The sequence below is a fragment of the Salirhabdus salicampi genome (genome assembly GCF_024259515.1).
Classification (GTDB): Bacteria; Bacillota; Bacilli; order Bacillales; family Alkalibacillaceae; genus Salirhabdus_A; species Salirhabdus_A salicampi.
Window position 1 is genome coordinate 1 of the sequence record NZ_JANBWE010000004.1, and the last position, 25,265, is coordinate 25,265.

The 25,265-nt window shown below is 40.4% G+C and carries 22 protein-coding genes; 17 read left to right on the top strand and 5 right to left on the bottom strand.

Features of this window, described 5'->3' with window-relative positions:
• Nucleotides 1-184: 184 nt before the first annotated feature.
• Complete coding sequence (locus NLW78_RS11945; protein ID WP_254497378.1) at nucleotides 185-1,402, bottom strand: ROK family transcriptional regulator; 1,218 nt, start codon at nucleotides 1,400-1,402, stop codon at nucleotides 185-187.
• Nucleotides 1,403-1,627: 225 nt separating this feature from the next.
• Here NLW78_RS11945 and NLW78_RS11950 point away from each other — a divergent pair, with 225 nt between their 5' ends.
• From NLW78_RS11950 to galT, 8 genes are all read left to right on the top strand, one after another.
• Entirely contained in the window at nucleotides 1,628-2,707 is a 1,080-nt protein-coding gene (locus NLW78_RS11950) for a M24 family metallopeptidase (RefSeq protein WP_254497379.1), read from the top strand.
• Nucleotides 2,708-2,852: 145 nt separating this feature from the next.
• Nucleotides 2,853-4,121, top strand: a complete 1,269-nt coding sequence (locus NLW78_RS11955) for an ABC transporter substrate-binding protein (RefSeq protein WP_254497380.1) — start codon at nucleotides 2,853-2,855, stop codon at nucleotides 4,119-4,121.
• 80 nt (nucleotides 4,122-4,201) lie between these two features.
• Nucleotides 4,202-5,188 (top strand): carbohydrate ABC transporter permease, encoded by a 987-nt coding sequence (locus NLW78_RS11960; protein ID WP_254497381.1) that lies wholly within the window; start codon nucleotides 4,202-4,204, stop codon nucleotides 5,186-5,188.
• Nucleotides 5,188-6,021: a carbohydrate ABC transporter permease gene (locus NLW78_RS11965; RefSeq protein ID WP_254497382.1), complete on the top strand. Its 834-nt coding sequence runs from the start codon at nucleotides 5,188-5,190 to the stop codon at nucleotides 6,019-6,021. The genes NLW78_RS11960 and NLW78_RS11965 overlap by 1 nt, the downstream gene beginning before the upstream one ends.
• 25 nt (nucleotides 6,022-6,046) lie before the next feature.
• The gene (locus tag NLW78_RS11970) at nucleotides 6,047-7,807 is read left to right on the top strand and encodes a glycoside hydrolase family 2 protein (RefSeq protein ID WP_254497383.1); all 1,761 of its coding nucleotides are present in this window, start codon (nucleotides 6,047-6,049) and stop codon (nucleotides 7,805-7,807) included.
• A gap of 153 nt (nucleotides 7,808-7,960) precedes the next feature.
• Nucleotides 7,961-9,139: a galactokinase gene (locus NLW78_RS11975; protein WP_254497384.1), complete on the top strand. Its 1,179-nt coding sequence runs from the start codon at nucleotides 7,961-7,963 to the stop codon at nucleotides 9,137-9,139.
• Between the two features lie 21 nt (nucleotides 9,140-9,160).
• Entirely contained in the window at nucleotides 9,161-10,150 is a 990-nt protein-coding gene (galE, locus tag NLW78_RS11980; protein ID WP_254497385.1) for a UDP-glucose 4-epimerase GalE, read from the top strand.
• 29 nt (nucleotides 10,151-10,179) lie between these two features.
• Complete coding sequence (gene galT, locus NLW78_RS11985; protein ID WP_254497386.1) at nucleotides 10,180-11,712, top strand: UDP-glucose--hexose-1-phosphate uridylyltransferase; 1,533 nt, start codon at nucleotides 10,180-10,182, stop codon at nucleotides 11,710-11,712.
• Nucleotides 11,713-11,851: 139 nt separating this feature from the next.
• Here the strand turns inward: galT and NLW78_RS11990 are convergent, their stop codons facing one another.
• Nucleotides 11,852-12,826, bottom strand: a complete 975-nt coding sequence (locus tag NLW78_RS11990; RefSeq protein ID WP_254497387.1) for a DMT family transporter — start codon at nucleotides 12,824-12,826, stop codon at nucleotides 11,852-11,854.
• A 97-nt stretch (nucleotides 12,827-12,923) separates the two neighbouring features.
• On the opposite strand from NLW78_RS11990, the gene NLW78_RS11995 reads away from it, so the two are divergent.
• Nucleotides 12,924-13,511: a helix-turn-helix domain-containing protein gene (locus NLW78_RS11995; protein ID WP_254497388.1), complete on the top strand. Its 588-nt coding sequence runs from the start codon at nucleotides 12,924-12,926 to the stop codon at nucleotides 13,509-13,511.
• 90 nt (nucleotides 13,512-13,601) lie between these two features.
• Here NLW78_RS11995 and srtD read toward each other — a convergent pair whose 3' ends face one another.
• From srtD to NLW78_RS12010, 3 genes are all read right to left on the bottom strand, one after another.
• Nucleotides 13,602-14,204, bottom strand: a complete 603-nt coding sequence (gene srtD / locus NLW78_RS12000; protein ID WP_254497389.1) for a class D sortase, LPxTATN-specific — start codon at nucleotides 14,202-14,204, stop codon at nucleotides 13,602-13,604.
• The gene (locus tag NLW78_RS12005; protein WP_254497390.1) at nucleotides 14,197-14,889 is read right to left on the bottom strand and encodes an LPXTG cell wall anchor domain-containing protein; all 693 of its coding nucleotides are present in this window, start codon (nucleotides 14,887-14,889) and stop codon (nucleotides 14,197-14,199) included. Before NLW78_RS12005 ends, srtD begins: the two co-directional genes overlap by 8 nt.
• 94 nt (nucleotides 14,890-14,983) lie before the next feature.
• Nucleotides 14,984-16,036, bottom strand: a complete 1,053-nt coding sequence (locus NLW78_RS12010; RefSeq protein WP_254497391.1) for a DUF5005 domain-containing protein — start codon at nucleotides 16,034-16,036, stop codon at nucleotides 14,984-14,986.
• A gap of 212 nt (nucleotides 16,037-16,248) precedes the next feature.
• Between NLW78_RS12010 and NLW78_RS12015 the strand changes: the two genes are divergently transcribed.
• The 8 genes from NLW78_RS12015 to NLW78_RS12050 all read left to right on the top strand — a co-directional run bounded on the left by NLW78_RS12015 (nucleotide 16,249) and on the right by NLW78_RS12050 (nucleotide 25,246).
• Nucleotides 16,249-17,241 (top strand): sugar-binding protein, encoded by a 993-nt coding sequence (locus NLW78_RS12015; RefSeq protein ID WP_254497392.1) that lies wholly within the window; start codon nucleotides 16,249-16,251, stop codon nucleotides 17,239-17,241.
• A complete protein-coding gene (locus NLW78_RS12020) occupies nucleotides 17,238-18,677 on the top strand; it encodes a sensor histidine kinase (RefSeq protein WP_254497393.1) in 1,440 nt (479 codons plus the stop codon). Before NLW78_RS12015 ends, NLW78_RS12020 begins: the two co-directional genes overlap by 4 nt.
• Nucleotides 18,677-20,083: a response regulator gene (locus NLW78_RS12025; RefSeq protein WP_254497394.1), complete on the top strand. Its 1,407-nt coding sequence runs from the start codon at nucleotides 18,677-18,679 to the stop codon at nucleotides 20,081-20,083. Before NLW78_RS12020 ends, NLW78_RS12025 begins: the two co-directional genes overlap by 1 nt.
• Nucleotides 20,084-20,186: 103 nt before the next feature.
• Nucleotides 20,187-21,446, top strand: a complete 1,260-nt coding sequence (locus NLW78_RS12030; protein WP_254497395.1) for an ABC transporter substrate-binding protein — start codon at nucleotides 20,187-20,189, stop codon at nucleotides 21,444-21,446.
• Between the two features lie 129 nt (nucleotides 21,447-21,575).
• Complete coding sequence (locus NLW78_RS12035) at nucleotides 21,576-22,478, top strand: carbohydrate ABC transporter permease (RefSeq protein ID WP_254497641.1); 903 nt, start codon at nucleotides 21,576-21,578, stop codon at nucleotides 22,476-22,478.
• A complete protein-coding gene (locus tag NLW78_RS12040; RefSeq protein ID WP_254497396.1) occupies nucleotides 22,478-23,302 on the top strand; it encodes a carbohydrate ABC transporter permease in 825 nt (274 codons plus the stop codon). Before NLW78_RS12035 ends, NLW78_RS12040 begins: the two co-directional genes overlap by 1 nt.
• 58 nt (nucleotides 23,303-23,360) lie before the next feature.
• Entirely contained in the window at nucleotides 23,361-24,353 is a 993-nt protein-coding gene (locus tag NLW78_RS12045) for a Gfo/Idh/MocA family protein (protein WP_254497397.1), read from the top strand.
• Nucleotides 24,354-24,373: 20 nt separating this feature from the next.
• Nucleotides 24,374-25,246, top strand: coding sequence for an ROK family protein (locus NLW78_RS12050; RefSeq protein ID WP_254497398.1), 873 nt, complete (start codon nucleotides 24,374-24,376; stop codon nucleotides 25,244-25,246).
• Nucleotides 25,247-25,265: the final 19 nt, after the last annotated feature.

Genomic DNA, 25,265 nt, shown 5'->3' on the forward strand with positions numbered 1-25,265 from the left:
TATCTAGTGTCTAAGAAGAAAAATTAGTTTTTTTCCTGGATCTCTTGGAGAGTCACCAGAGTCTTAATGGACAAGAAGTGTTAAATCTTATCAAGCGGAAACTGTTACATTTAGTTTAGCAGTCACAGGGGAGAATGGAGAAAAGGAAAAAGCAGTGAAGGGAAGTTCCTTCACTGCCTTATGATTACCGATAACTGCTAGCTGTGAATAGCTCTACAAAGATTAATGCACTAGCACCCATTGCTGTTCCGTATTCACCTAAGCTTGAACGGACAATATCCGTTTCCTTGGCAGCATTCGTAATTAATCGTTTGTTGATCGTTTCTTTTATGCTGGAGAGGAGTAAGTCACCTGCATCGGCAACACCGCCACCAATAATAATTTTATCTGGGTTTAACGTGTGGATTAAATTCGTTAAGCCGATGCCTAAATAACGGCCTGTTTGTTGGATCAGATCTATACTTAACGGATCACCTTGATTCGCCGCCATTGAAACAATCTTTCCGTCAATATCATCTAAGTTTTCGACCATATCGGTTAACATACTTTCTCTTCCGATTGATAGTTCCTTCAATGCCCGTTCAGCAATTGCCGGTCCGGCTGCTAATGTTTGCAAGCAGCCGAAGTTGCCGCAATCACAACGGGGTCCGCCAATATCAATCGTCATATGTCCAATTTCACCGGCGATAAAATGCTTCCCGTAAAACAGTTTCCCATCAAGGATAATACCGGCACCGATGCCACGACCGACGTTTACGGTAATCACATTTTTGGATCCGTTGCCTTGCCCGAACCATGACTCTCCCAATGCCAGCACCCGGGCGTCGTTCTCCACTTTTACGATCATATGAAATTCTTCTTCAAAGACTTCTTTAATCGGAATGTCTGATAACTTTAAGCTAGGAGCGAATAATCCTACCCCGTTGTTTACATCGACAACACCGTGCATGCCGACCCCGATACCGATGAATTTGTCTTTATCCTTTTTATACTTCTCTAATATAGACGAAACGGCTTGTCTCATTAAATCGAGAAGTTCATCATTTGTTAAATTACTCGGTATAGCAGATTTAAACGTTTCCACAGGATTCCCCGCTAAGTCCGACATTACGGTACGTAAATGAGTCGGACCTACATCTAAACCGATAATATAGAAGTTATTTGCATTCAATTCAAGCATTGTCGGCTTTCGACCACCGCCAACGGATTCCCCCTGACTGCTTTCTACAATAATACCGGTATTCAGTAACTCTTTGACTAAGTTGCTAACAGTAGGTGGTGTTAATTTCGTTTGCTTTGCAATTTCAGCCCGTGATATTGGACCATCAGATCGAATTTTATTCAAAATCACTGATCGGTTTAACGATTTCATTAATTGAAAACTACCCCTTAATCCCTGCATCCAATCTCCCTTTCACATTTTACTAGAAAATCTATTCATCAACTTTTTCTCACGATTTAAAAAATACTTGCCAATCTCATATTCGTATTATAACATATTAATTAATTAATTTAATTAATTTAATTAATTTTATAAAACAACGTTATGATGTTCTGTGCAATCGGTTACAAATATGTTCGTAAGCGATTTCAAATGTAACTCTATCATACTAAAAGGAGGAAGAAGATGTCACTACAAAAAGTACAAACATTTCTAAAAGATAACGATTATGATGGGATCTTCCTAAGAAAAAAACATAACTTCTCTTGGGTTACAGGGGGAAGGCGAAACCATATCGTGCATGCAACAGAAGACGGGGTCGCAGACTTATTAATCTTCCAAGATAAGGTGTATGTCGTTACATTAAAGATGGAAGAACGACGCATTATTGAAGAAGAATGTGCTCACTTTCCGTTTGATGTAGAGGTTGCAGTAGATGATTGGTACAAAGGGACAGATCATGTCATCGAGGAATTAACGGAAGGAAAGCGAATGGCTTCAGATGTTCCGTTTAAAGATTGGGACATTGTAGAAGGTGACCTTACTTCCGTACGGTCCGTGCTGTCAGAAGATGAGCAAACGCGTTATAAAGAACTTTGCCAAATCGCAGCGGAAGCAGTGGAGTCTACTTGTAAAGAAATCACACCAGGACAGACCGAGCATGAAATTGCAGCGCTCTTATCTAGCAAAGCGATGGCGAAAGGAGTTAACGTACAAGTCGCTCTCGTCTCGACAGATGAGCGTATTTATAAGTACAGACACCCAATTCCAACGGATAAAAAGCTGGAAAAGCAAGCAATGGTTGTCATTTGTGCCGAAGATGGCGGTTTAGTTGCGAATGCTACACGTTTTGTTTACTTCGGAGAACTGCCCGAAGAATTAGTACAGCATAAAGAACAAGTCGCTAGAATTGATATAACGATGAATCTTGCGACAAAGCCGGGTGTACGTATTGGTGATGTTGTTCAAGCTGGTATTGCGCAATATGAAGCGGAAGGGTTTCCGGAGGATTGGAAATTGCTTCACCAAGGTGGGTTGACCGGCTATAAATCCCGTGAATTTTTAGCAACACCAGATACAGATATGATCATTCAAGAGAATCAGGCATTTGCATGGAACCCAGCACTACCAGGGGTAAAATCAGAAGATACGATCCTCGTAACGAGCGAAGGTATCGAGTTTATGACCCACACAGGGGATTGGGTTTATCAATCTGTCAAAGTTGGAAATAAAATCTATCAACGTCCTGATATTTTAGTGAGATAAGTTATTGACAAGTAAACGATTTCATATTACACTCTAGTTAAGTTAATTAAATAAATTAACTAATTAAACACCATATTTTTTTACATTACTTGAAAGCGGTTTCCGGTAAGGGAAAACAGCTAGAAAAAGAGGGGGAACTTTCACAATGAAAAATCTTAAGAAATGGTCGCTGTTCCTATTTGCTAGTTTGCTAGTAATCGCATTAGCAGCTTGTGGTGGTAACGGTGGCGAAGAAAAAGGCAGCGAAGCACCAGAAGATGCAATTAAACTTTCATTATGGGCACCATTCTCAGGACCTGATGGACCGAAAATGAAGCAAATTGTTGATGAGTACAACAACTCTCAAGAGAAATACTTTGTAGATTTTCAAATCGTACCACAATCTGAATACTATAAAACAGTTGACTTAGCTTTAAACGGTGATAAAAGTAAGCCGGACGTTCTTGTTATGCACGGTGACCAAATTATCACTTACGCAACACAAGACGTATTGAAAAACTTAGATGACGTCATTGGCGATACAGTTACGAAAGAACAGTATCACGAAAGTGCATGGGATGGCGTATCTGTTGACGGAAGCATTTACGGTGTACCATTGGATATTCACCCGTTAATGTTCTACTGGAACAAAGACATGTTCGAGGCAGCAGGCCTAGATCCTGATTCTCCTCCAACGAACCGTGAAGAGTTTCTTGAGTATGCGAAAGCATTAACAGATGCAGATAAACAACAGTTTGGTTTTGTTGTACCAACTTTATGGCCGCAACATTTCATTTTCCCTACAATCGTAGCGCAAAATGGTGGAGAGCTTTATAAAGATGGCGAAGTCAACTACAATTCTTCTGCCGTTAAAGAAGCGCTTCAGTTCCAAGTTGATTTAATTAATAAGCACGAAGTATCACCATCTAACGTGTCTCAAGATGGCGAAGTCACTCTATTCCTTCAAGGACGTAACGCTATGCACTTAAATGGTCCTTGGATGTTACAACAGTGGGAAGACGCTGGTCTTAACTTCGGTGTAGCTCCAGTTCCACAGTTAGGTACAGAGCAGCAGGCAGTATACGGAAACTCACACAACTTCGTTATTCCAAACAGTGTAAGTGACGAGAAAGTAGAAGGTATTACTGACTTCTTCAAATTCGTTGGTGACAATGGTATGGCTTGGGCTGAATCAGGACAAGCTCCTGCATCGAAAGCTGTATACGAAAGTGACGAATTCCAACAAATGAAACAACAGCCGCAAGTTGCAAAACAGTTTGACTATGTAACATTCAATCCAAAAGTTGTAGGTTGGGGTCAAGCGGTTAATCCACTAATGGATGCTGTAAACTCTGCACTACTTGGACAAGAAAGTGTAGAAGATGCGTTGGAAAAAGCACAACGTAAAGCAAGTGAAGTATTAGATCAACAATAATGAAAAAAAGAGCAGGTTAAATACCTGCTCTCTCTTTTCAAAAAAATGACTGACCAAGGCTAGAAATCGGGGTGAATACATTGAAATTCAATCAACAGTCGGAACAGAACACCGAGGAAGTAAACGGGAAAAAGGAACTTAACGCTTCCGCTGAAAAGAAAACAAAATGGAGCAGGAAACGTAAGTCACAACTAACCTCCTCGTTATTCGTCTTGCCTTACCTAGTAATGTTTACGGCTTTCTTATTAATACCTTTAATCTATGGTGTTTACATTAGTTTTCATAAATACGGATTACTTTCAAAGGACCGTCCATTTGTTGGACTTGATAACTACAAGAAGATTTTCGATCCAAACTCTTACGTGAACGAAATCTTTTTCACAGGTTTATGGAACACATTTCAGTTCGTGATTTACTCAGTGCCATTACTTGTCTTTATCGGCCTGGGATTAGCTCTGCTGGTGAACAGCTTACCAAGTAAAATTCGCGGTCTTTTCCGCACATTTTATTTTATTCCATACGCGATATCTGTATCGGTTATTTCGATTTTATGGCTATGGATCTTAGATACAAACTCAGGACTTTTAAATAACTTCTTAATGAAATTAGGTTTTGATCCAATTCCGTGGCTAACGAGCCAACCAGGTGCATGGATCTCCATCGTAGCTGCAACGGTATGGTGGACAATCGGTTTCAACATGATTATTTTCATTAATGCGTTAAATGAAGTACCGGAATCACTGTACGAAGCAGCATCTATCGATGGAGCTGGAGCATGGAGCAAATTCGTTAACATTACACTCCCATCCATTCGACCAATTATGTTATTCGTTGTAATTACGTCAACGATTGCCTCCTTTAACGTTTACGGACAGCCTTATTTAATGACAGGCGGGGGTCCTGGTGACTCTACCAATGTATTATTAATGGGCATTGTAGAACAAGCGTTTGAAGAGCGACAGTTAGGATCTGCCTCTGCAATGGCGATTATTATGGCTTTAATTATGATTATCGTTTCCATTGTTCAATTTAAAATATCTAAAGCCGGTCAGAAGGGGGATCAATGATGATAAGTAGAAGCAAAAAGATTTTCTTAATTTCCCTGGCATCGGTAATTGCTCTTCTTTTCATCCTTCCGTTAGCTTGGATGGTTGCTACATCATTTAAAAATGATTTTGAAGCAATTGCAGGTGGATTAAACTTTTTACCAAAAGATTTCATAATTGATAACTATGTTTACACACTTCTCGGTGACGGACTTAGTGTACCTGTTTTGAAATGGATGTTTAACTCAATCTTTGTTGGTGTATCTGGAGCATTGATCATCGTGTTTATTGATGCACTGGCGGCTTACGCTTTAGCACGGCTGGATGTACCGTTCAAAAAGACATTGTTTGCAATGTTTGTCAGCACATTAATGATTCCTTGGGTTATTACGTTCTTACCACTATATATGGAGTTTAGTCATCTAGGACTACTCGATACGTATGCGGCGTTAATTTTACCTTATTCAGCAAATGCTTTTGGTGTATTTTTACTCTTCCAATTTTTCAAAGGCTTCCCGAAGGAACTGGAAGAAGCAGCGTACTTGGATGGCGCCAATAAGTGGCAAATTTTCACGAAGGTTGTACTACCATCAGCACGTCCGATTATGTGGACACTAGCAATCTTCTCATTTATGACGATTTACAACGACTTCCTGTGGCCGCTTGTTGCGACAAGTTCACCGGAAATGCGTACGATCACAACAGGTATTGCGATCATGCAACAAGGAAGTTTCGTATCTTCTTACGGTAAACTAATGGCATTAACAACGATCGCTACTGTTCCAATTTTAATTCTCTTCTTAATTGGACAGAAGCACTTAATTAAAGGGATTACACAATCAGGAATTAAGTAATTTGCAACTTTGGAGGTAATAGACTATGGCAGAAATTCGAAATGAGTATCCGCGTCCACAATTCGTTCGGAATGAGTGGGTGAACTTAAACGGTGAATGGGATTTTGCATTTGATGATGAAAATAATGGCTTAACTGAACAGTGGTATAAAGAATCATTCCCGACTGGACAAAAGATTGTTGTACCTTTCGCATATCAAGCGAAAAAAAGCGGGATTGGCGATCCGACCTTCCACGATGTTGTTTGGTATAAGCGTGAACTAAATATTCCGCAAGAGTGGAACGGAAAAGATATTATTCTTCACTTCGGTGCAGTTGACTATCGTGCATGGGTATATGTAAACGGTGAGCTAATTACATTCCATGAAGGTGGAAACGTACCGTTCTCAGCAAACATTACGCACGTATTAAAGGATGCGGGTAATGAGCTTGTCGTACGAGTAGAGGACCCTTCTGAAGATGTGACGATTCCACGTGGAAAGCAATATTGGCATGAACAATCAGAGTCCATTTTTTACACGAGAACGACAGGCATTTGGCAAACCGTTTGGATGGAGCCTGTGGACCAGCAACGGATCGACTACATTCGTTGGACTCCACAAGTGGACCGTGGTGACATTGATTTAGAAGCAGAATTTGTCGGACCCATTACCGATTCTAGTAAGCTGCAAGTTGACATTTCTTTTCAAGGACAAGTGATTGTATCGGAAACGATTCAATTATTTGAAACCTATCTTAAGCGCAGCTTTAACTTACGGAACCGCTTTACAGATCGTAGTAACATTCACGGACCAGGCTGGTATTGGACACCAGAAAACCCGAATTTATTCGATGTAAAACTTCAGCTTGTTTCTGAAAACAAAGTTCGTGACGAAGTTGAGAGCTATTTCGGTATGCGTAAAGTATCGATTGAAGATGGTGTGTTTAAAATTAACAACCATACGTACTATCAGAAGCTCGTCCTTGACCAAGGATACTTCCCGGAAGGATTGCTAACTGCTCCGACGGATGAAGACTTGAAAAAGGATATCGAACTAGCGAAGGAAATGGGCTTTAACGGTGCACGTAAACACCAAAAAGTCGAAGATCCACGCTACCTATACTGGGCAGATAAGCTTGGCTTCCTCGTATGGGGAGAAATGGCGAATGCATCTGAATACTCGGAAGAGGGTGCCCGCCGCATTACAGCTGAATGGGCCGAAGCAGTCAAACGTGATTACAACCACCCAAGTATCGTAGTTTGGTTACCATTAAACGAAAGCTGGGGAATCTCCCGTGTTGCCCGTGAAAAGCAACAGCAGGATCACTCTCTAGCCATGTACTATTTAACGAAATCACTAGATACAACTCGTCCGGTACTATCCAATGATGGGTGGGAGCATACGATTTCTGACATTTGTGGTATTCATAACTATTCATCTGCAGAAGCGATGGAAAAAGCGTATGAATCTGTTGAAAGTGCTGTATCGACAACTCCAGCAGACCGTCCTATTTATGCGAACGGATTTGATTACCGTGGTGAGCCAATTGTCATTACTGAGTATGGTGGAATTGCGTACAAGGTTGATGAAACAAGAGGTTGGGGTTACTCTTCGGTAACATCTGGTGAAGCATTGATTGAAGAATACCGCCGTCAAACAGAGGCACTATTAAACTCTCCAGTTGTACAAGGTTTCTGTTATACGCAGATTACAGACGTAGAACAAGAGATTAATGGATTGCTAACGTATGACCGTAAACCGAAATGTGATTTAACCAAAATTAAAGAAATTAATGATCAAAAATAAGAGGGGGGTAGGGAATGTTCTCCCTACTCTCTTTCCTTTTTCAGAGGAAACGAGTAAGTAAAAATCAGGTAAACACTGCATTCAGTTGTGCATGACAAGACCAAGCATGAATATGAATGAATAAATAGACTCCGCCAAAGAAGGTGATTCAGCATGTATAAACAATTAACAGAAGACTTCCATCAGTTGTATCAAACAAATGAACCTGTGCGTGTATTCTTTGCCCCAGGCCGGGTCAATTTAATCGGCGAGCATACAGACTACAATGGTGGTCACGTATTCCCGTGTGCGCTAACGGTGGGGACATATGCGATTGTAAGACAACGTACGGACCGGCAAGTACGGATGTATTCGAAAAACTTCGAAGATATTGGGGTTATTCACTTTCATTTAGATGATATTACGTACGATAAAAAGCATGATTGGGCGAATTATCCGAAGGGTGTTATTCGCATTATGCAACAGCGGAACCTCAACATTGAGTACGGCTTTGACGTCTTGTTTTTCGGAAACATTCCGAACGGAGCTGGCCTATCCTCATCCGCATCGATTGAGCTTGCAACAGCTGTCCTCGCAAATGAGCTTGGACAATTGAATGTGAGTATGATTGAGTTAGTGAAAATCAGCCAACAAGCGGAAAACGAATTCATCGGCGTTAGCTGCGGAATTATGGATCAATTTGCAATCGGAATGGGTCAAAAAGATCAAGCCGTATTATTGAATAGCGATACATTAAGCTACACGTATAGCCCAGTCAAATTACAAAATGAAGCCCTCATTATTACGAATACGAATAAACGAAGAGGGTTAGCCGATTCGAAATATAATGAACGTCGCCAACAATGTGAGCAAGCATTAGCAGAATTGCAAACAGTCGTAAACATTACGTCATTAGGCGACCTTACGGTTGAGCAGTTTGAACAACATAAAGATGCAATTAAAGATGACGTTCGCCGCAAGCGGGCAGAGCATGCTGTTTATGAAAACCATCGAACACAAGAAGCAGTCACGAAATTAAAGCAAGGTGATATTGCTGCTTTTGGAAAACTGATGAATGACTCTCATAAATCATTACGTGACCTATATGAGGTGACCGGTAAAGAGCTTGATGCTTTAGTCGAAGCGGCTTGGGCGGTAGAAGGTGTAATTGGTTCCCGTATGACAGGTGCAGGATTTGGTGGTTGTACGATTACCATCGTAGAGAAGGATAAAGTGGAACCGTTTAAAGCACAAGTTGGCAAACAGTATGAGGATGCAACAGGTCTAAAAGCTGACTTTTACGAAGTGGAAATTGGTGACGGTGCTCGGGAATTAGTGTTAAACCATTCGTAAGGGATGTAAGGAGGAAAAGAGATGGCAGTTTTAGTATGTGGTGGCGCTGGCTACATTGGAAGTCACGCTGTAGCGGATTTATTAGCAAAAGGTGAAGAGGTTGTCGTCGTTGATAACTTACAAACTGGTCATAAAGAAGCAATTTTGAAGGATGCCCGTTTCTACGAAGGGGATCTACGGGATGAAGCATTTTTAAATCAAGTGTTTCAGGAAAATGATATAGAAGCAGTTATGCACTTTGCGGCGGACTCCCTCGTAGGTGTGAGTATGGAGCAGCCGTTACAATACTATGATAATAACGTAAATGGTGCTTTATCGTTACTGAAGGTGATGACGAAGCACGGAGTTGATAAAATTGTATTTTCGTCGACAGCGGCAACATATGGGGAACCAACGACAATCCCTATTCAAGAATCAGATCCTACTGTACCAACAAATCCTTATGGGGAAACAAAGCTGGCGATTGAAAAAATGTTGAAATGGGCAGAGCAGGCACACGGACTACGTTACGTCGTGTTGCGTTACTTTAACGTGGCAGGTGCTCATCCAACTGAGGATATTGGAGAAGATCATCAGCCGGAAACACACTTAATTCCGATTATTTTAGAAGTAGCCTTAAACAAGCGGGAGAAAATTATGATTTTCGGGGATGATTACAATACAGCGGATGGCACTTGTATTCGTGATTACATTCACGTATCCGATTTAGTAGATGCCCATATTTTGGCGATTGAAAAGTTACGGGCAGGTGGAGAAAGCTTGACATGTAATTTAGGAAATGGCAATGGCTTTTCCGTGAAAGAAGTAATTGATGTTGCACGCCAAGTCACTGGGCATGACATTCCAGCCGAAGTTGCGCCACGAAGAGCGGGCGACCCTGCTAAGCTTGTCGCATCCTCTGAAAAGGCGAAGAAAGAATTACATTGGCAGCCACGTTTCAATACGTTAGAGCAAATGATTGAAACAGCGTGGAAGTGGCACCAAAATCACCCGAATGGATATGAACAATAAACGATTGATAGTAAGAAAGGGTGTATAAAATGAACATCTATGAAGATATTGAGCGCCTGATCCAATACGGTTTATCACAGCAATTAATTCATGAGGAAGATGTTGTGTATACGAGAAACCGCATTCTGGAAATTCTTCGTCTCGAAGATTGGGAACAGGTCGACGTAACAGGGGAGGAAGTGCCGAACCAACCGTCCGACATTTTAGAGCGTATTCTCGATTGGGCAGCAGCGCAAGGGCTGCTACAAGAAAATACGGTTACGTTCAGAGATTTACTAGATACGAAGATTATGGCTGCGTTTGTAAAGCGTCCTTCGGAAGTCATTCGCGATTTCAAAGACTTATATGAACAGGAAGGGCCGAAAGCGGCAACGGAAAACTTTTATCAAATGTCAAAGGCGTCCCATTATATTCGCCAAGATCGAATTGCGAAAAATGAACATTGGACAGTAGGAACAGAGTACGGTGATATCGAAATTACGATTAATTTATCCAAGCCGGAAAAGGATCCGAAGGCGATTGCCGCGGCGAAGTCTGTGAAACAAACGAACTACCCGAGCTGTCTGTTATGTAAAGAAAACGTCGGTTTTGCAGGCCGGGTGAACCACCCTGCACGTCAAAACCATCGCACCATTCCTGTGACGTTGAATGAGGAACTGTGGCACATTCAATTTTCACCATATGTTTATTACAACGAACATGCGATTGTTTTTTACGATAAGCATGAACCGATGAAAATTTCGAAGCGTACTTTTGATCATTTATTGGCATTTACGGAAAAGTTCCCTCATTATTTCTTAGGTTCCAATGCAGACTTACCAATTGTCGGTGGTTCTATCTTAAGCCATGATCATTTCCAAGGTGGGCATCATGACTTTCCGATGGCAATCGCTGATATCGAGCGACAATTTACGATTGCTTCATACCCGGACGTCAATGTAGGCATCGTAAAATGGCCGATGTCTGTCGTCCGTTTACAAGGGAAAGATCGTGAACAAGTGTCAGAGCTGGCGGAGCACATTTTACAGAGCTGGAAGGAATATAGTGATCCGAATGTGGATGTGTATGCATTTACAGATGATATACCACATAATACGATTACACCGATTGCGAGAAGAAGAGGGGATCTGTTTGAATTAGACCTCGTTCTTCGTAATAACCGAACAAGTGAAGAACATCCGATGGGCATTTTCCATCCACATGAGGAAGTGCACCACATTAAGAAAGAAAACATTGGTCTTATTGAAGTTATGGGGCTTGCAGTATTACCTGGTCGTTTGCAAGATGAATTGAAGCGGTTAGCCAACTATTTAGTACAGCCGAATTGGGAAGATCAAGTTCAACAAGATGAGGAAGTCGTCAAACACCTCGAATGGGCGAAGTCTTTAGCCGCCAAGCATGAGGAACGTTCACCGCAATCAATGGAAGCCATCTTACAAGAGGAAGTTGGTCATATTTTCGCAACGATTTTAGAGCATGCTGGTGTGTTTAAACGCAATGAAGAAGGGCAACAAGCATTCCGTCAATTCCTTCGTCAACTCGGCGGTACGGAAAAGGGATAATCGACTGATGAGGAGCAAGTACACGTTCAAGTGTACTTGCTTTTTTATTCGTGATGTAAATAACATTACGATGAAACTGGAGACTGGGAAAACAAATGTATTGTATTGTCATGGAAATTATTGCGAAAGTAGTTTGTTCTTAACTTTTCTTTAGTCGTATAGGGGTTGATTGGGTATTCATGTTTTTAGTGAAATAGCTATGAAGAAACATACCTATAATAATGATACAAAGTCCAGTGATAGCCAAGTCGCTAGGTATAGGAGTGGATAAGATCAGAACCTCACCAATCATTACAAATAATACTTGAGTAGACTGTGTAGCTTCAACTGCTGCTAATTTACCCTGATTATCTTTCACCCTGTCTGTTGCTATAAAAAATAAAGTTGTTGCGATGACACCAGAACAAATGGCTACAATCAAAGATTGAATCAGTTGGTCAGAAGTAGGACCACCTACTTTCAGCAAACCAACAGTACTAAGAACGAGCCAAAACGGTAAACTTGCTAATGTCATCCCAAGCACTCTTTGAAATGTATCAAGTTTACCGCTACACACCTCCATCATTTTCCGGTTCCCTAGAGGGTAGGCAAATGCCGCAATGACTACAGGGAGGATACCCATGATTAATTCAACTACATGTAAATGATTGGCTTTTGGTATTTGAATAAGAGTAACCCCGAACAGAATCATTAGTGAAATACTTAAAGCTTTAGTTTGGAATTTATTCCTTACTTTTTGGGGGCCGTCTTCTGTTTGAATGGTTTTAGTGAGAAAAGGGCCTAATAAAGTCCCGGCTACAATCGTTAGCTGCCACGTTCCAGCAACCAGCCAGCCTGGGCCATATGCTGCAGCATATGTTAACGGTGCGTAAAATAATCCGAATCCAACGAAGCTCCAACATAGCCATTGTAGAGGGTGTTTTAACATTTCGTGCAGGAGTTGTTTTAAGTTGTGTCGTAGCAGTACAATAAAAAATAGAAATGGGAGCATAAATAGGAATCGTAAAGATGAACTCCATATCCAACTTCCTCCCGCAAGCTCCATAGATCGGTTTAAAATGAATGTTACCGCGAAGAACATAGAAGCTAAAATGCCAATGAATATTTCTTTCATAAATGTACCACCTTTTTTAATTTATAGGGGTATAATAAAATTTATTGTTGGTTAATTATAATATACCATAAAAACCAAAAAGATAGGGGTTTGACATATGGGGAAAACAAATCATTCCAAAGATGCAGAAAGATTGGCTCGACAGGTTGGTGAAACGTTAAGGAGAATTAGGCAAGAGCGAAAAATGAGTTTACAAGAATTAGCTGATATTACAGACGTAAGCAAACTAACATTGGGCAATATTGAAAGAGGTGAAGCGAACCCATCACTTACTGTTATTTGGAAAATAGCTAACGGACTTACAATTCCCATTTCGTTATTACTTAACGAAGGTAAAGAAGTGCTTGTTTCAAGAAAAAACGAAGGGAATAATGTTGTTAGTACCAATGGGGCCTGTACATTACAACCTATTTTTGATACCCCTAATTACGGTTCATTCGAAATACATAGAGCTTTTTTAAAACCTAATAGTGAATATTCACCAGGTGCTCATCAAATGGGGGTTATTGAATATGTAACCGTGATGGAAGGGGAATTGAAAGTGAAGATAGAGGATGAATACCATCATCTGTATGAGTATGACTCGATAAAGTTTAATGGTGATGTAGAACATGCATATATGAACCCTACTAATTCGGTAACCGTATTACATTTTGTGATGACATATACTAAACCAACTTCTTAGAGGTGTGATAAAAGTAAAGTGAAGAAATTCAACCTATTTTTAGCTAAAATAAAAGATTCCTTTCTCTACATGATAGAGTGCAGGAACCTTTTATTTTGGTGCAGGGTAAGCATATATAATATAACGCTCTGGAGCATCTCCGATATAATTGAATGGGTAACACGTTGATATTACGAGTTCTTCTTCCGTTAAAGATGTTTTAATGATTGATGTGTCATGGGCATCAACAATTTTCGTATGCGTCATAATGTACGTGAACATCCCGTAAGGCATTTGAACCATAATTTCACTACCCGGTTGTAATTGGTCGAGCCCTGTAAAAACGGTATTTCGGTGACCGGCAAGAAGGATTTGATTAGGGTCACCAGGAAGAGCAGTAATGGAGTAGTGTCCTACCCCTTTGTCTAATTCATCCTCTTCGGTCCCTTCTACAATGGGAAGTTCCTTATCAATGGCAGGTATAGAAAGGATACCGATCATATCGCCTTTGGTAAAGTTCATTCGTTCTTTATACGATCTTTGATCAACCCTAGCTGTATTCTCTTCTCCATGTTGCATTGCTTTTTCCTTCGCCTCTTCTAAAGCGCGTTCCACACTAGTATGTTCATGATAAATTTGCCACCCACCTAATAATAATAAAATTCCCCCTCCTATAAAAAGGAGGAGGGAAAAATACGTTAACAGCTTACGCATTCACTTTTCTCCGGTTAAGGAAGAAGAACGCGCCACCAGCAGCTACAAGTAATGCTCCGAAAAGAAGTGTGTTATAGCTGTTTGTTGCAGTGTCTGGTAGTGGGTATTCAACAGAAACGTTAGCGAACTCAGCTTTAGAATCTTCTGTAATTAAACCAATTTCACCGTTACTGATTGCAAATTCTTGTGTCGTTAACTTTTCACCATCTACAAAATATTCATACTGCTCGCCAGATTTTACGACCTTCAATTCGTGAGCAACGCTCCAATCGAAGTCTTCCGGTAAGTCAACGTTAATCCATTGATCATCTTGACCTTGTACTTTTGCAAATATTGCAAGTACATTAAATTGCTTATCTAAGAATGCAGCAGTCATGTTATTTACATCTTGAAAAGTAGTGATAAGTCCGAACTTTGGAAATTCCGCAGAACCAGTTTCAAGCCATTTAATATCAGCTTTTACTGTAAAGTCTGTTGCATCATGATTCCCATTATAAATTTGATTCCAACCAGGGCTTAATGTACTTGTTACTGTGCCATCATCAGCGATATCCCATTGACCGTAAACGATAGCACCAGTGCTGGATGGCCCCCAACTATCCTTGTCTACTGTTTCAGCAAATACAGCGATACTAGAAAAAATCGTTAATGCAGCAATTAATAAAGCGTTTGCAATTTTCTTCATCGATTTGTAGCCTCCTATTTTGTAATATGTTCCCTTGCTCGTATTGCGGATACTTATGCTGTCCACCACCCCCTTTATGATCAGTCTTGAACGATTAATCGTTCAAGACTGGGGCTGGCTGTAGCTCGGTGTTCGGTTCTTGATTTTTTACAGTTGGCCAACCGTCTTCCCACACGATAGGGTCTAACATAAGTGGGCGACGACTTGCTCCTGTCCAAAGCTTGTCATCTTCTTTGTTGATAGCATGGTATAAAATCCAATCCGTTCCTGCGTCATCCTGAACGATTGCGTTATGACCTGGACCTACATAGTTACCGTCTGCTTGTCTTTTTAAAATGGTTGTTCCTGGTGAATATTTAATGTCATTGCCATCTTTATCGAAATATGGCCCTTCGATGTTATCCGCTTTTGCAACGGCAACATGATACGTGCTGTTTTCACCTTCACAACAAGACCCGAGGGATCCGAAGAAGTAGAAACTATTATTTCGTTCAATGATATAAGGGGCTTCAAAGGCTGATCCGCCAATTTGGAATTTCTCGCCTGCAACTTCAAATCCATCTTCACTTAATTGGACACCAAAAATGCCGTGGAAGCTTCCCCAGAAGATATAAGGTCTTCCGTCTTCTGTTACATAGAAATATGGGTCAATAGAGTTGAAAACACCAATTTCTTCACTATCAAAAATTTTCCCTTTATCTTCAAATGGTCCTTCAGGCTTGTCAGACACTGCTACCCCAATTCCCGGGTTTGAATCACCCCAGATGGATAGTGAGTAGTACAAGTAATATTGATCTTGATACTTTTGGATATCTGGAGCCCAAATGCTGCCTGAGCCCTTCCACATCGGTTTCGTTTCAAAAGCAGGACCAACATACTCCCAATCAATTAAGTTTTTCGACCTTGTAACCGGTACCAAAACGGTGTTGGAGTGTTCTCCCCAAGCATCCTCGGTTCCGTATGCGTAATAGTATCCGTCATCAGCCTTTATGACCGATGGGTCTGCTAGTACAGGTTCATATACAGGGTTTTGAAACATTGCTTCATCAGTTTCCTTCCCGTCATTCTCCCCATCGCTGGAGTTATTGCTGCATCCTACTATCACGATAAGCAGAAGGAAGAATAATAGACTAAGTTTTTTCGACATGGTATTCACTCTCCAGTTGTTTGTAATAAATTAATTTAATTAATTATTATTATAGACTTGAAAACGCTTTTACACAATGGAAAGATATATAAAAACACAACTTTTTATAGAATGTGAAATGTTTCCAGTAGGGTTCGCAGATTCTATGAAAGGGAATGCATGATAGAGTAGCGAATTAAGAAGAATCTAATAAACAGAATCGGTGGTAGATCATGAAACGACTACAAGTAATGTTGTATATGAGTGGTTTTGCACTGTTTTTCCTATGTCTCACGTATACCGTATATTTTGGCTTTCAAACCTTTCATGTAGAAACAGAAAGGACGGTTTCGAGTGATTATGATTACCATATCGCCTTAATACCGGAAGAACTTGACAATGATTATTGGAAGCTCATTGAACAAGGAGCTCGGGATGCGGCGGAAGAGCACAATATATATATAGAGTACGTAGGAGCAAAGCAAGCCGACGATGACGAGCAGCTTCGGACGCTCGATAAAATGATTGCAGCAAAGGTAGATGGTATTTTAATCCAAGGGATGGGAGTGGAACGCTTCTATGATCTCGTCCACGAAGCCCGTCAAAAGGGAATCCCGATTGTCACTGTCGATACAGATTCCCCTTTAAGTGAACGGTTTGCTTATGTCGGAACGAACAACTATAAGGCAGGCTATATAGCCGGGGAAGCGCTCGTAAACAATACAACAGGGCATCAATATGTAGGGGTTATTACGGGACGTAATGTATCAAAAAATCAACAATTACGAGTGAGCGGCTTTCAAGACGCCATTGCTTCTTACGACCGTATTGAAATTGTTGATATCAGAGAATCAAACATTACTAAGGTTGGGGCGGCGGAAGCGACTTATGAATTATTAAAAGAACACGCTAACATTAACGCTTTTTTTGGAACGAGTGCATTAGACGGAATAGGTATCCATGAAGGAATTACCCAAATGAATGTAAAAAACCATCCTTATATTATTGCCTTTGATGATCTTCCGGAAACGATTCGACTTGTTCAAAGGGGGAAGATCCAGGCTACGGTTATTCAACAACCTTATGAAATGGGTGTCAATGGGGTTCATGTGCTAATGGATTTAATGAAAAGGAAGCATACGCCTGAGTTACATTTCACAAACATAGAAGTGATTCACCGAGAAGATGTGTTAAATCGAACGTATAAGGGAGGAGTAATCCGATGAAAACGATCCGTAGTAAATTGATTCTCTACTTCTTCTTTTTCGTTCTACTGTTTAATATCGTAGCGACAACCATCTATTTTAGTAGTCATCGGTTGATGAATGAATATCATACAAGTATCGAACGGTTTCTCGTATTAAATACGATTTCCCAAACATCTAATGAATTGTATGATACCGTTAATGCTTACGTTGTGGAAAAAACAGCGCCACATTTAACGCGATATTACGATGTCCGGCAAAAACTGATGGAAGATAAGGAACAACTTCGAGAGAAAGTGACCCACCTAGATCCCATTCAACTGAATCAATATATCCATATAATTGATACCCTTCTTCAAGAGAGTGAACTAACCGTAGGTTTTGTATTGAAACATGATATTGAACGATATACAGAACACGTAAAAGAAACCCGGCAAACAGCGAATTATATCCAGGAAACAACATTACATTTAATCGATATGGAGTTAACCGAATACCAAGATTTCTACCAGCAACTGCAACAACGTCATGAACATTTTAAATGGTTCATCATTTCATTGTTTGGAACGACGGTCTTGCTTGGTATATTTTTCGCCGTTTGGTTTTCACGAAGTATGAACAAACCGATCCAAACGTTATCGAATGCAGCTCAGGAGGTTGCGTCTGGGGTATTAGAAGGCCCCGACATTAAGATTAAATCAAATGATGAATTAAAGCTGCTTGGAACGACGTTTAACGATATGCGGAAAAACATTCGTAATTTAATAGAAGAAATGAAAGAAAAGTCCGAGCTGGATCGCCTTCTGAAAGAATTGGAACTGAAACATTTGCAAAACCAAATTAATCCACATTTCTTATTTAATACGTTAAATACGATTTCGAGGATGGCTTACCTGGAAAATGCCCGTAACACTTCGAAATTAATTGAAGCTGTTTCTGTTTTGTTACGCCATAGTTTAGGAGATTTACGGAAATCCGTTACGTTAAAAGATGAAGTAGAGGTTGTACACGAGTATTTATATATCCAATCGACCCGATTTGCGGACCGAATGAAATTTACGAAGAGGATAGAAACGGACAACTTAACTATTCCTATTCCACGGCTGACTCTGCAACCGTTAGTCGAAAATGCTTTTATTCACGGGATTGAAGGAAAGGAAGATGGTGGTGTTATTGGATTGCACATCTTTGAGGAAAAAGAGAAGGTCGTCGTTGAAATAGAAGATAATGGGGTAGGCATGTCTGAAGAATTAATCGATAAATTCCAAAACATTCAAAATGATGATGATCATGACGACCATGTTGGCCATTCGACAGGGCTTGGACTGCGAAATGTAATCCGGAGATTGCAGCTGTTTTATCAAGAAGAGAACGTTGTAGAAATTGATTCCCAATTATATAGAGGAACTACGATCCGTTTGCGATTACCAAAGACGATAGAAGAGGTGGATAAATAATGAACGTTGTCGTTGCAGAGGATGAGTATCTAGAGCGGAAGGTGCTGAAGAAGTTTCTGGAGGATAGTTTTCCGAATATACATGTTGTTGGGGAAGCACCGAATGGACGTGTCGCGATTGAAATGGCGCGAAACGAAGATGTTGATTTTATGATTGTCGATATTAAAATGCCAGGAATAGATGGACTGCAAGCGATTGAGGCCATTCGTAAGGAAAAGCCTCATATGAAGTTTATCATTATGAGTGCCTACAATTACTTTGATTACGCCAAAAAAGCTATGAAAATGGGGGTGAAAGAATATATTTTAAAGCCGAGTAAAAAAGAGGAATTAGTTGAAGCGATTCATCGCATGAAAAAGGAAATTGAAGAGGAACGGAAGATGGAGGTTGAATCGAATCATATTAAGAAGCAGCAATTCTTATACAAACTCCTTCATAACGAAATCGATGATCAAGTAAAGCAAATGCAGAAAGAGCTGTTCCCGGGAACTCACTATATCGTTTGTATGGCCATAGACCGTGTAGAGAAAGAAAATCTATCAAACTGGGAACAATGGCTTGCGAAGTCATTGGCGGTCCCCTCTCTGTTTACGTTTCAAAACGGACAACTTATCATCTTTCTATTTACCGAACAGGAGTTAAAGCGTCAGCAGTTACAAGAGGTAGCCAAATCAATGTACCACCGTGCCCCTGACGTAGTTGTCGGAATCGGTTGTTCCTATCACTATTTAAAAGATGCTTTGAAATCTTACAATGAAGCGGTATTAGCAACACAGCAATTAAAAAGCCGGAATCAGTCATATGGTTTTTATCGTAAACAGCATAAATCAGAAGACTGTAAAAAGGCTTTTTTCTCCGCCTTGCAATTAGGTGACGAACAACGAGCGATGTTAGAAATGAAAAATTGCCTGAACAAACTGGACGAAGATGATGTGCGGGAAATCTTTTTTCATATGAAACACAATGTGGAAGGCCTTCAGCAACTACTCGACGACTTTAAGTTTCAAAATATATTAGATGAAGCAGAGTGGGAAAAGCTGGTTCGACTTTGTACGACCCACATTCAACACGTACAAAAATCCCAGCGCTATATTGAAAGGGTACAACAATATATTAAAGAAAATTACCATCATTCTATGACTTTGGAAGATGCAGCTGCCCTTGTAGACTTAAGCCCGAGTTATTTATCGGTATTGTTCAAAGAAGAGACGAACCAAACCTTCATTGAATACGTCACGCATATTCGAATGGAGCGTGCGATTGAACTATTACAACAAAATAAACATAGTTTAAAAGAAATTTGTTTCATGATTGGATATAAAGACCCAAATTATTTTAGTAGGGTGTTTAAAAAACATACATCGAAATCCCCAAAGCAATTCCAGGGCGAAATCTTAAAAAAGTGAAGAAAATCGTAAAAAAGTACAGAAAACAAGTCCTTTTCCTTTATCACTTCTCATTTATAATGGTGATGAAAGCGTTACCAAATAGTCAAAGGGGGATATAAAAATGAAGAAATTGTGGAGTTTCATCCTACTACTCGTTATTGCTGTTTTTGCTGTAGCATGTAGTGATAATGCGAGTGGTTCAGATGATGAACAAAAACTGGAAATCTTTAGCTGGTGGACTGGAGCCGGTGAAGAGGATGGCTTAAATGCACTAATTGACTTATTCCAAGAACAATATCCAGATATAGAAGTAGAAAATGCTGCGGTATCCGGTGGTGCTGGAACGAACGCAAAAGCAGTATTAGCTACAAGAATGGCTGGTGACGATCCACCATCAACATTCCAAGTGCACGGTGGTGCTGAATTAAATGAAAGTTGGGTAGCGGCTGGCAAGATGGAACCGCTAAATGACTTTTTCGAAGAAGAAGACTTAATGGATAAGTTTCCACAAGAACTGATTGACCTAGTTAGTAAAGATGGAAACATTTATTCTGTACCTGTTAACATCCATAGAGGAAATGTGCTTTGGTACAACAAACATATTTTTGAGGAGCATGGACTGGAGCCTCCAACAACTTTTGATGAGTTTTTTGATGTAGCTGAACAGTTACAAGCAGCTGGTGTTACACCACTAGCCCTTGGTGATAAAGAATCTTGGACTGCGTCCCACTTATTTGAAACTGTACTGTTAGCGGAACTTGGTGCAGAGGACTACGGTAAGCTTTGGACGAAAGAAATTGGTTTTGACGATGACCGCGTTGTTGCGGCCGCTGAAACATTTGTCAGAATGCTGGAATATGTGAACGAAGATCATAGTTCCCGTAACTGGCAAGACGCTTCCCAGCTAGTAGGGAATGGGGACGTAGCGATGAACGTGATGGGTGATTGGGCAAAAGGTTATTTCTCTAATGACTTGAACTTAGTGACAAACGAGGACTTCGGATATGTACCTACACCAGGTACAAACGGTACGTTCATGGTTATTACAGATACGTTCGGTCTACCAAAAGGTGTTAGCAACCCTGATGATGTAAAGAGCTTTTTAAGTGTATTAGCTTCTGTTGAAGGTCAAGATACGTTTAATCCATTAAAAGGTTCCATTCCGGCTCGTGTCGATGCGGATCAATCAAAATATGATCAGTACGGAAAAGATACGATTGAAGACTTCAACAAAGATGAACTGGCAGCTAGTATCGCCCACGGTTCAGCAGCACCTGAAGGTTTCGTGACGAAACTGAACCAAGCCATTAACATTCTTGTCACACAACAAGATGTTGAACAATTTATCGATTCACTAGTAGCTGCATCTGAAGAACTATAAATGATAACTCGGGGTACAGTTGAACCTCCCCTTATAGCCCCGTATCACAATGGGTGATACGGGGTTCATTTATAAAATAGCGTACGAGAACAGGAGGGGAATAGCGTGAAAGCAGCAAATGGATCAAAAATGACAAAAGACAGATGGATGGCGGTTGGATTTTTAATGCCTTCTTTTCTCCTCATTGTCATCTTTGTATATGGGTTTATCGGTTGGACTGGATACGTATCCGTTAGTAATTGGAATTCGATCGTCCAAGATTTATCGTTTGCAGGTTTGAAAAACTACATTTATCTATTCCAAGATTACCGTTTCCAAGCGGATTTACGGAATACGTTATTTTTTACGATTTTATTTATTGGACTCATTATTATTTTAGGATTAACGTTAGCGGTTTTATTAGATAAACAACTGAAGGGCGAGTCGATCTTTCGGAACATTTTCTTCTTTCCGATGGCGCTCTCTTTTGTTGTAACAGGTGTCGTTTGGCAATGGTTATTAAACCCTTCAACAGGGATTAACAACTTTTTGCAAACCTTCGGAATACAGCCGAAATGGTATACCGATACAAATATTTTAGCTGGGTTTCAATGGGGGAAAATCGAATTTGGAGTACCTGTTGCCATCATAGCTGTTGTCATCGCTGCGGTATGGCAAATGACCGGATTTGCCTTAGCGATGTACTTGGCCGGTTTACGCGGCATTCCGGAAGAAATAAGAGAGGCTGCTCGTATAGATGGAGCATCAGAACTTTATATTTACCGGAAAGTGGTCATTCCACAACTACGTCCGATAACAGTTAGTGTCATCATCATTATGGCCCACATATCGTTAAAAATATTTGATCTCATATACGCGATGACAGGACCTGGTGCCAACTTTGTAACCGACGTACCTGGGGTTTACATGTTTGAAACGACCTTTAGGGGAAACTATTATGCTAATGGTGCCGCGATCGCGATTATTATGTTGCTAACTGTTGCGATCTTCATTGTCCCTTATTTATGGAATGCTAGAAGGGGGAGTTCATAATGGCTACTACATTTTCATACGGGAGACTATTCAAGTACTTTATATTAGCAATATTAGCAATATTCTTTCTTCTGCCAATTTATGTTATAATCGTGACAAGTTTAAAACCACTAGATGAAGTTTCTTTAGATAGCATGTGGGCACTACCTTCTAGTTTGGATTTTAGTAGTTATAGCTTAGCATTTGCGAAACTGGCACCAAACTTCTTAAATAGCTTTTACTTGGCGATTCCTGCTACTTTACTTTCTGCTTTGTTAGGCGCGATGAATGGGTACGTTCTATCAAAATGGAAATTTAAAGGTTCTGAGACATTATTTACGTTCATATTATTTGGAATGTTCATTCCGTACCAAAGTATTTTAATTCCACTTATCCAATTTTTACGGGACATTGGATTGTACAATTCCATTGCTGGATTAATTCTAGTACACGTCGTATACGGAATACCGATTACAACGCTAATGTTCCGAAACTTTTATGCTAGCATTCCTGATGAAATGATTGAATCAGCACAGATTGATGGAGCGAATTTCCTGAAAGTATTCCGCCATATCATGTTACCGTTATCTGTAACAGGGTTTGTCGTTGTAGCCATTTGGCAGTTCACGAATATTTGGAATGAGTTTTTGTTCGCTGTAACCATTACGACGAATAATAACCAGCCTGTCATGGTTGCATTGCAAAACTTATCCGGAAGCCAAATTGTACAATGGAATGTTCAAATGGCTGGAGCTTTAATTGCCGCTTTACCGACATTGATTGTTTATATCATACTAGGCAAATATTTCGTTCGCGGACTGTTAGCAGGGTCAGTTAAGGGTTAGGTAGAAAAGAGTCCAAAAAGGTTTTTGGGCTCTTATTTTATAAAAGGGAGGAATTTATATGAGTAAGGTAAAATGGGGGATTTTAAGTACAGCACAGATCGGACAGAAGGCGTTAATCCCTGCTATTGAAAACGCTGAAAACGCTGAAGTAGTAGCAATTGCCGGAAGAAATGAAAACGTTTACGATGTAGCGAAAGCATTTCAAATTCCTACGGCCTATATGAATTATGAAGAATTACTGAAAGACGAGAATGTTGATGCCGTTTATATCCCATTGCCAAACAGCTTACATAAAGATTGGGTTGTAAAAGCGGCTGAGCATGGAAAGCATGTTCTCGTAGAAAAGCCGGCAGGGCTTAATGCAGACGAAGTACAAGTGATGGTGGACGCCTGTGAAAAACATAACGTAAAGTTTATGGAAGCTTTCATGTATCAGTTTCATCCCCAACATGATCTCGTGAAAAAATTTATTGCTGAGGGAGAGATTGGTGATGTTTCCTTTATCCGCTCTTCATTTTCATTTTATTTGCCAGGAGAAGACGAAAACATACGTTTAAACCCTGAACTAGGTGGAGGAACGTTGTATGATGTAGGTTGTTATGCTTTACATTCTATCCGTAATATTACCGGGAGTGAGCCAGTAGAAGTATTTGTCCGTGGGAAAAAGCGCGCTGGATCCGAAGTTGATACAACAGTTACAGGAGTTATGCAATTAGAAAACGGAATCGAAGCAGTATTTGATAGCAGTTTTGATGTAACGTTTCGAACAGTGTACGAAGTCGTTGGGACAAAAGGGACAATCGAAGTTCCCCATGCCTTTCGACCAGACAAAAATGGCCATAATGGAGTTGTGATTGTGCACAAAGAAGATGGATCCACTCAAGAACATCAAGTTTTCGGTGACCAATATAAGCTGCAAGTTGAGCATTTCTCTGAAAGTGTACGTACAGGTCAAACACCTTCTTACACACCTGAGAAAATATGGCGACATGCCAAAGCAATGGATGCGTGTTTTGAATCGATGAAACAAAATCAACCAATAAATTTGTAAGTGAATGGAGTGGAAAGGACATGTTATTTGGTGCGATTGAAGCAGGAGGAACAAAATTTGTCGTTGCCGTCGGTAAGGAAAATGGGGAAGTCGTAGAAAAAAAGACGATCCCTACTACGACGCCAGATGAAACAATTCGGGAAGTGGAGAAGTTTTTTGCAAATAAGCAATTAACTTCAGTCGGTGTCGGTACGTTTGGTCCAGTCGATTTAAATTCAAATCGAGAGACGTACGGTTTTATTACGACAACACCTAAGGTGAAATGGCAAAATTATAATCTGCTCGGAGAGCTAAAGGAAATTTTACATGTTCCGGTAGCGATTGATACGGATGTGAATGTGGCCGCACTCGGGGAGAAAACATTAGGGGCAGCCAAGGATGTTGATTCCTGTTTGTATTTAACAGTTGGCACTGGCATTGGCGGTGGCGCAGTCATGAATGGACAAACAGTAAAAGGTTTATCACATCCGGAAATGGGCCACGTCCGTGTCGTGAAACACCCGAATGACTCCTTTTCGGGTACATGTCCTTTTCACGGTTCGTGTTTAGAAGGAATGGCTTCAGGACCTGCTATAAAGGAGCGTTGGGGAGAGTCGGCAGAGCAATTGCAAGATCGAAACGAAGTATGGGAAATGGAAGCATACTACATAGCTCAAGGATTAGTTAGCTTCATGTACACATTATCACCGGAAAAGATGATTCTCGGTGGGGGAGTCATGCAGCAAAAACAACTCTTTTCCCTTATTCATGAAGAAGTTTACAAGTTAAATGCAAACTATTATGACCTTCCCATTTTACAGAAGGAAAACATTCATTCCTATATCGTGCCTCCTGAATTAGGGTCAAATGCAGGAATTGTTGGAGCATTATTATTAGCTGAACAAAATGTGTAACGCAGGTAGAAATGGAGGG

Coding starts and splice junctions, on each gene's coding strand:
- NLW78_RS11945 (WP_254497378.1), bottom strand. CDS start 1,402: ATGCAGGGATTAAGGGGTAGTTTTCAATTAATGAAATCGTTAAACCGA.
- NLW78_RS11950 (WP_254497379.1), top strand. CDS start 1,628: ATGTCACTACAAAAAGTACAAACATTTCTAAAAGATAACGATTATGAT.
- NLW78_RS11955 (WP_254497380.1), top strand. CDS start 2,853: ATGAAAAATCTTAAGAAATGGTCGCTGTTCCTATTTGCTAGTTTGCTA.
- NLW78_RS11965 (WP_254497382.1), top strand. CDS start 5,188: ATGATAAGTAGAAGCAAAAAGATTTTCTTAATTTCCCTGGCATCGGTA.
- NLW78_RS11970 (WP_254497383.1), top strand. CDS start 6,047: ATGGCAGAAATTCGAAATGAGTATCCGCGTCCACAATTCGTTCGGAAT.
- NLW78_RS11975 (WP_254497384.1), top strand. CDS start 7,961: ATGTATAAACAATTAACAGAAGACTTCCATCAGTTGTATCAAACAAAT.
- galE (WP_254497385.1), top strand. CDS start 9,161: ATGGCAGTTTTAGTATGTGGTGGCGCTGGCTACATTGGAAGTCACGCT.
- galT (WP_254497386.1), top strand. CDS start 10,180: ATGAACATCTATGAAGATATTGAGCGCCTGATCCAATACGGTTTATCA.
- NLW78_RS11990 (WP_254497387.1), bottom strand. CDS start 12,826: ATGAAAGAAATATTCATTGGCATTTTAGCTTCTATGTTCTTCGCGGTA.
- NLW78_RS11995 (WP_254497388.1), top strand. CDS start 12,924: ATGGGGAAAACAAATCATTCCAAAGATGCAGAAAGATTGGCTCGACAG.
- srtD (WP_254497389.1), bottom strand. CDS start 14,204: ATGCGTAAGCTGTTAACGTATTTTTCCCTCCTCCTTTTTATAGGAGGG.
- NLW78_RS12005 (WP_254497390.1), bottom strand. CDS start 14,889: ATGAAGAAAATTGCAAACGCTTTATTAATTGCTGCATTAACGATTTTT.
- NLW78_RS12010 (WP_254497391.1), bottom strand. CDS start 16,036: ATGTCGAAAAAACTTAGTCTATTATTCTTCCTTCTGCTTATCGTGATA.
- NLW78_RS12015 (WP_254497392.1), top strand. CDS start 16,249: ATGAAACGACTACAAGTAATGTTGTATATGAGTGGTTTTGCACTGTTT.
- NLW78_RS12020 (WP_254497393.1), top strand. CDS start 17,238: ATGAAAACGATCCGTAGTAAATTGATTCTCTACTTCTTCTTTTTCGTT.
- NLW78_RS12025 (WP_254497394.1), top strand. CDS start 18,677: ATGAACGTTGTCGTTGCAGAGGATGAGTATCTAGAGCGGAAGGTGCTG.
- NLW78_RS12030 (WP_254497395.1), top strand. CDS start 20,187: ATGAAGAAATTGTGGAGTTTCATCCTACTACTCGTTATTGCTGTTTTT.
- NLW78_RS12035 (WP_254497641.1), top strand. CDS start 21,576: ATGACAAAAGACAGATGGATGGCGGTTGGATTTTTAATGCCTTCTTTT.
- NLW78_RS12040 (WP_254497396.1), top strand. CDS start 22,478: ATGGCTACTACATTTTCATACGGGAGACTATTCAAGTACTTTATATTA.
- NLW78_RS12045 (WP_254497397.1), top strand. CDS start 23,361: ATGAGTAAGGTAAAATGGGGGATTTTAAGTACAGCACAGATCGGACAG.
- NLW78_RS12050 (WP_254497398.1), top strand. CDS start 24,374: ATGTTATTTGGTGCGATTGAAGCAGGAGGAACAAAATTTGTCGTTGCC.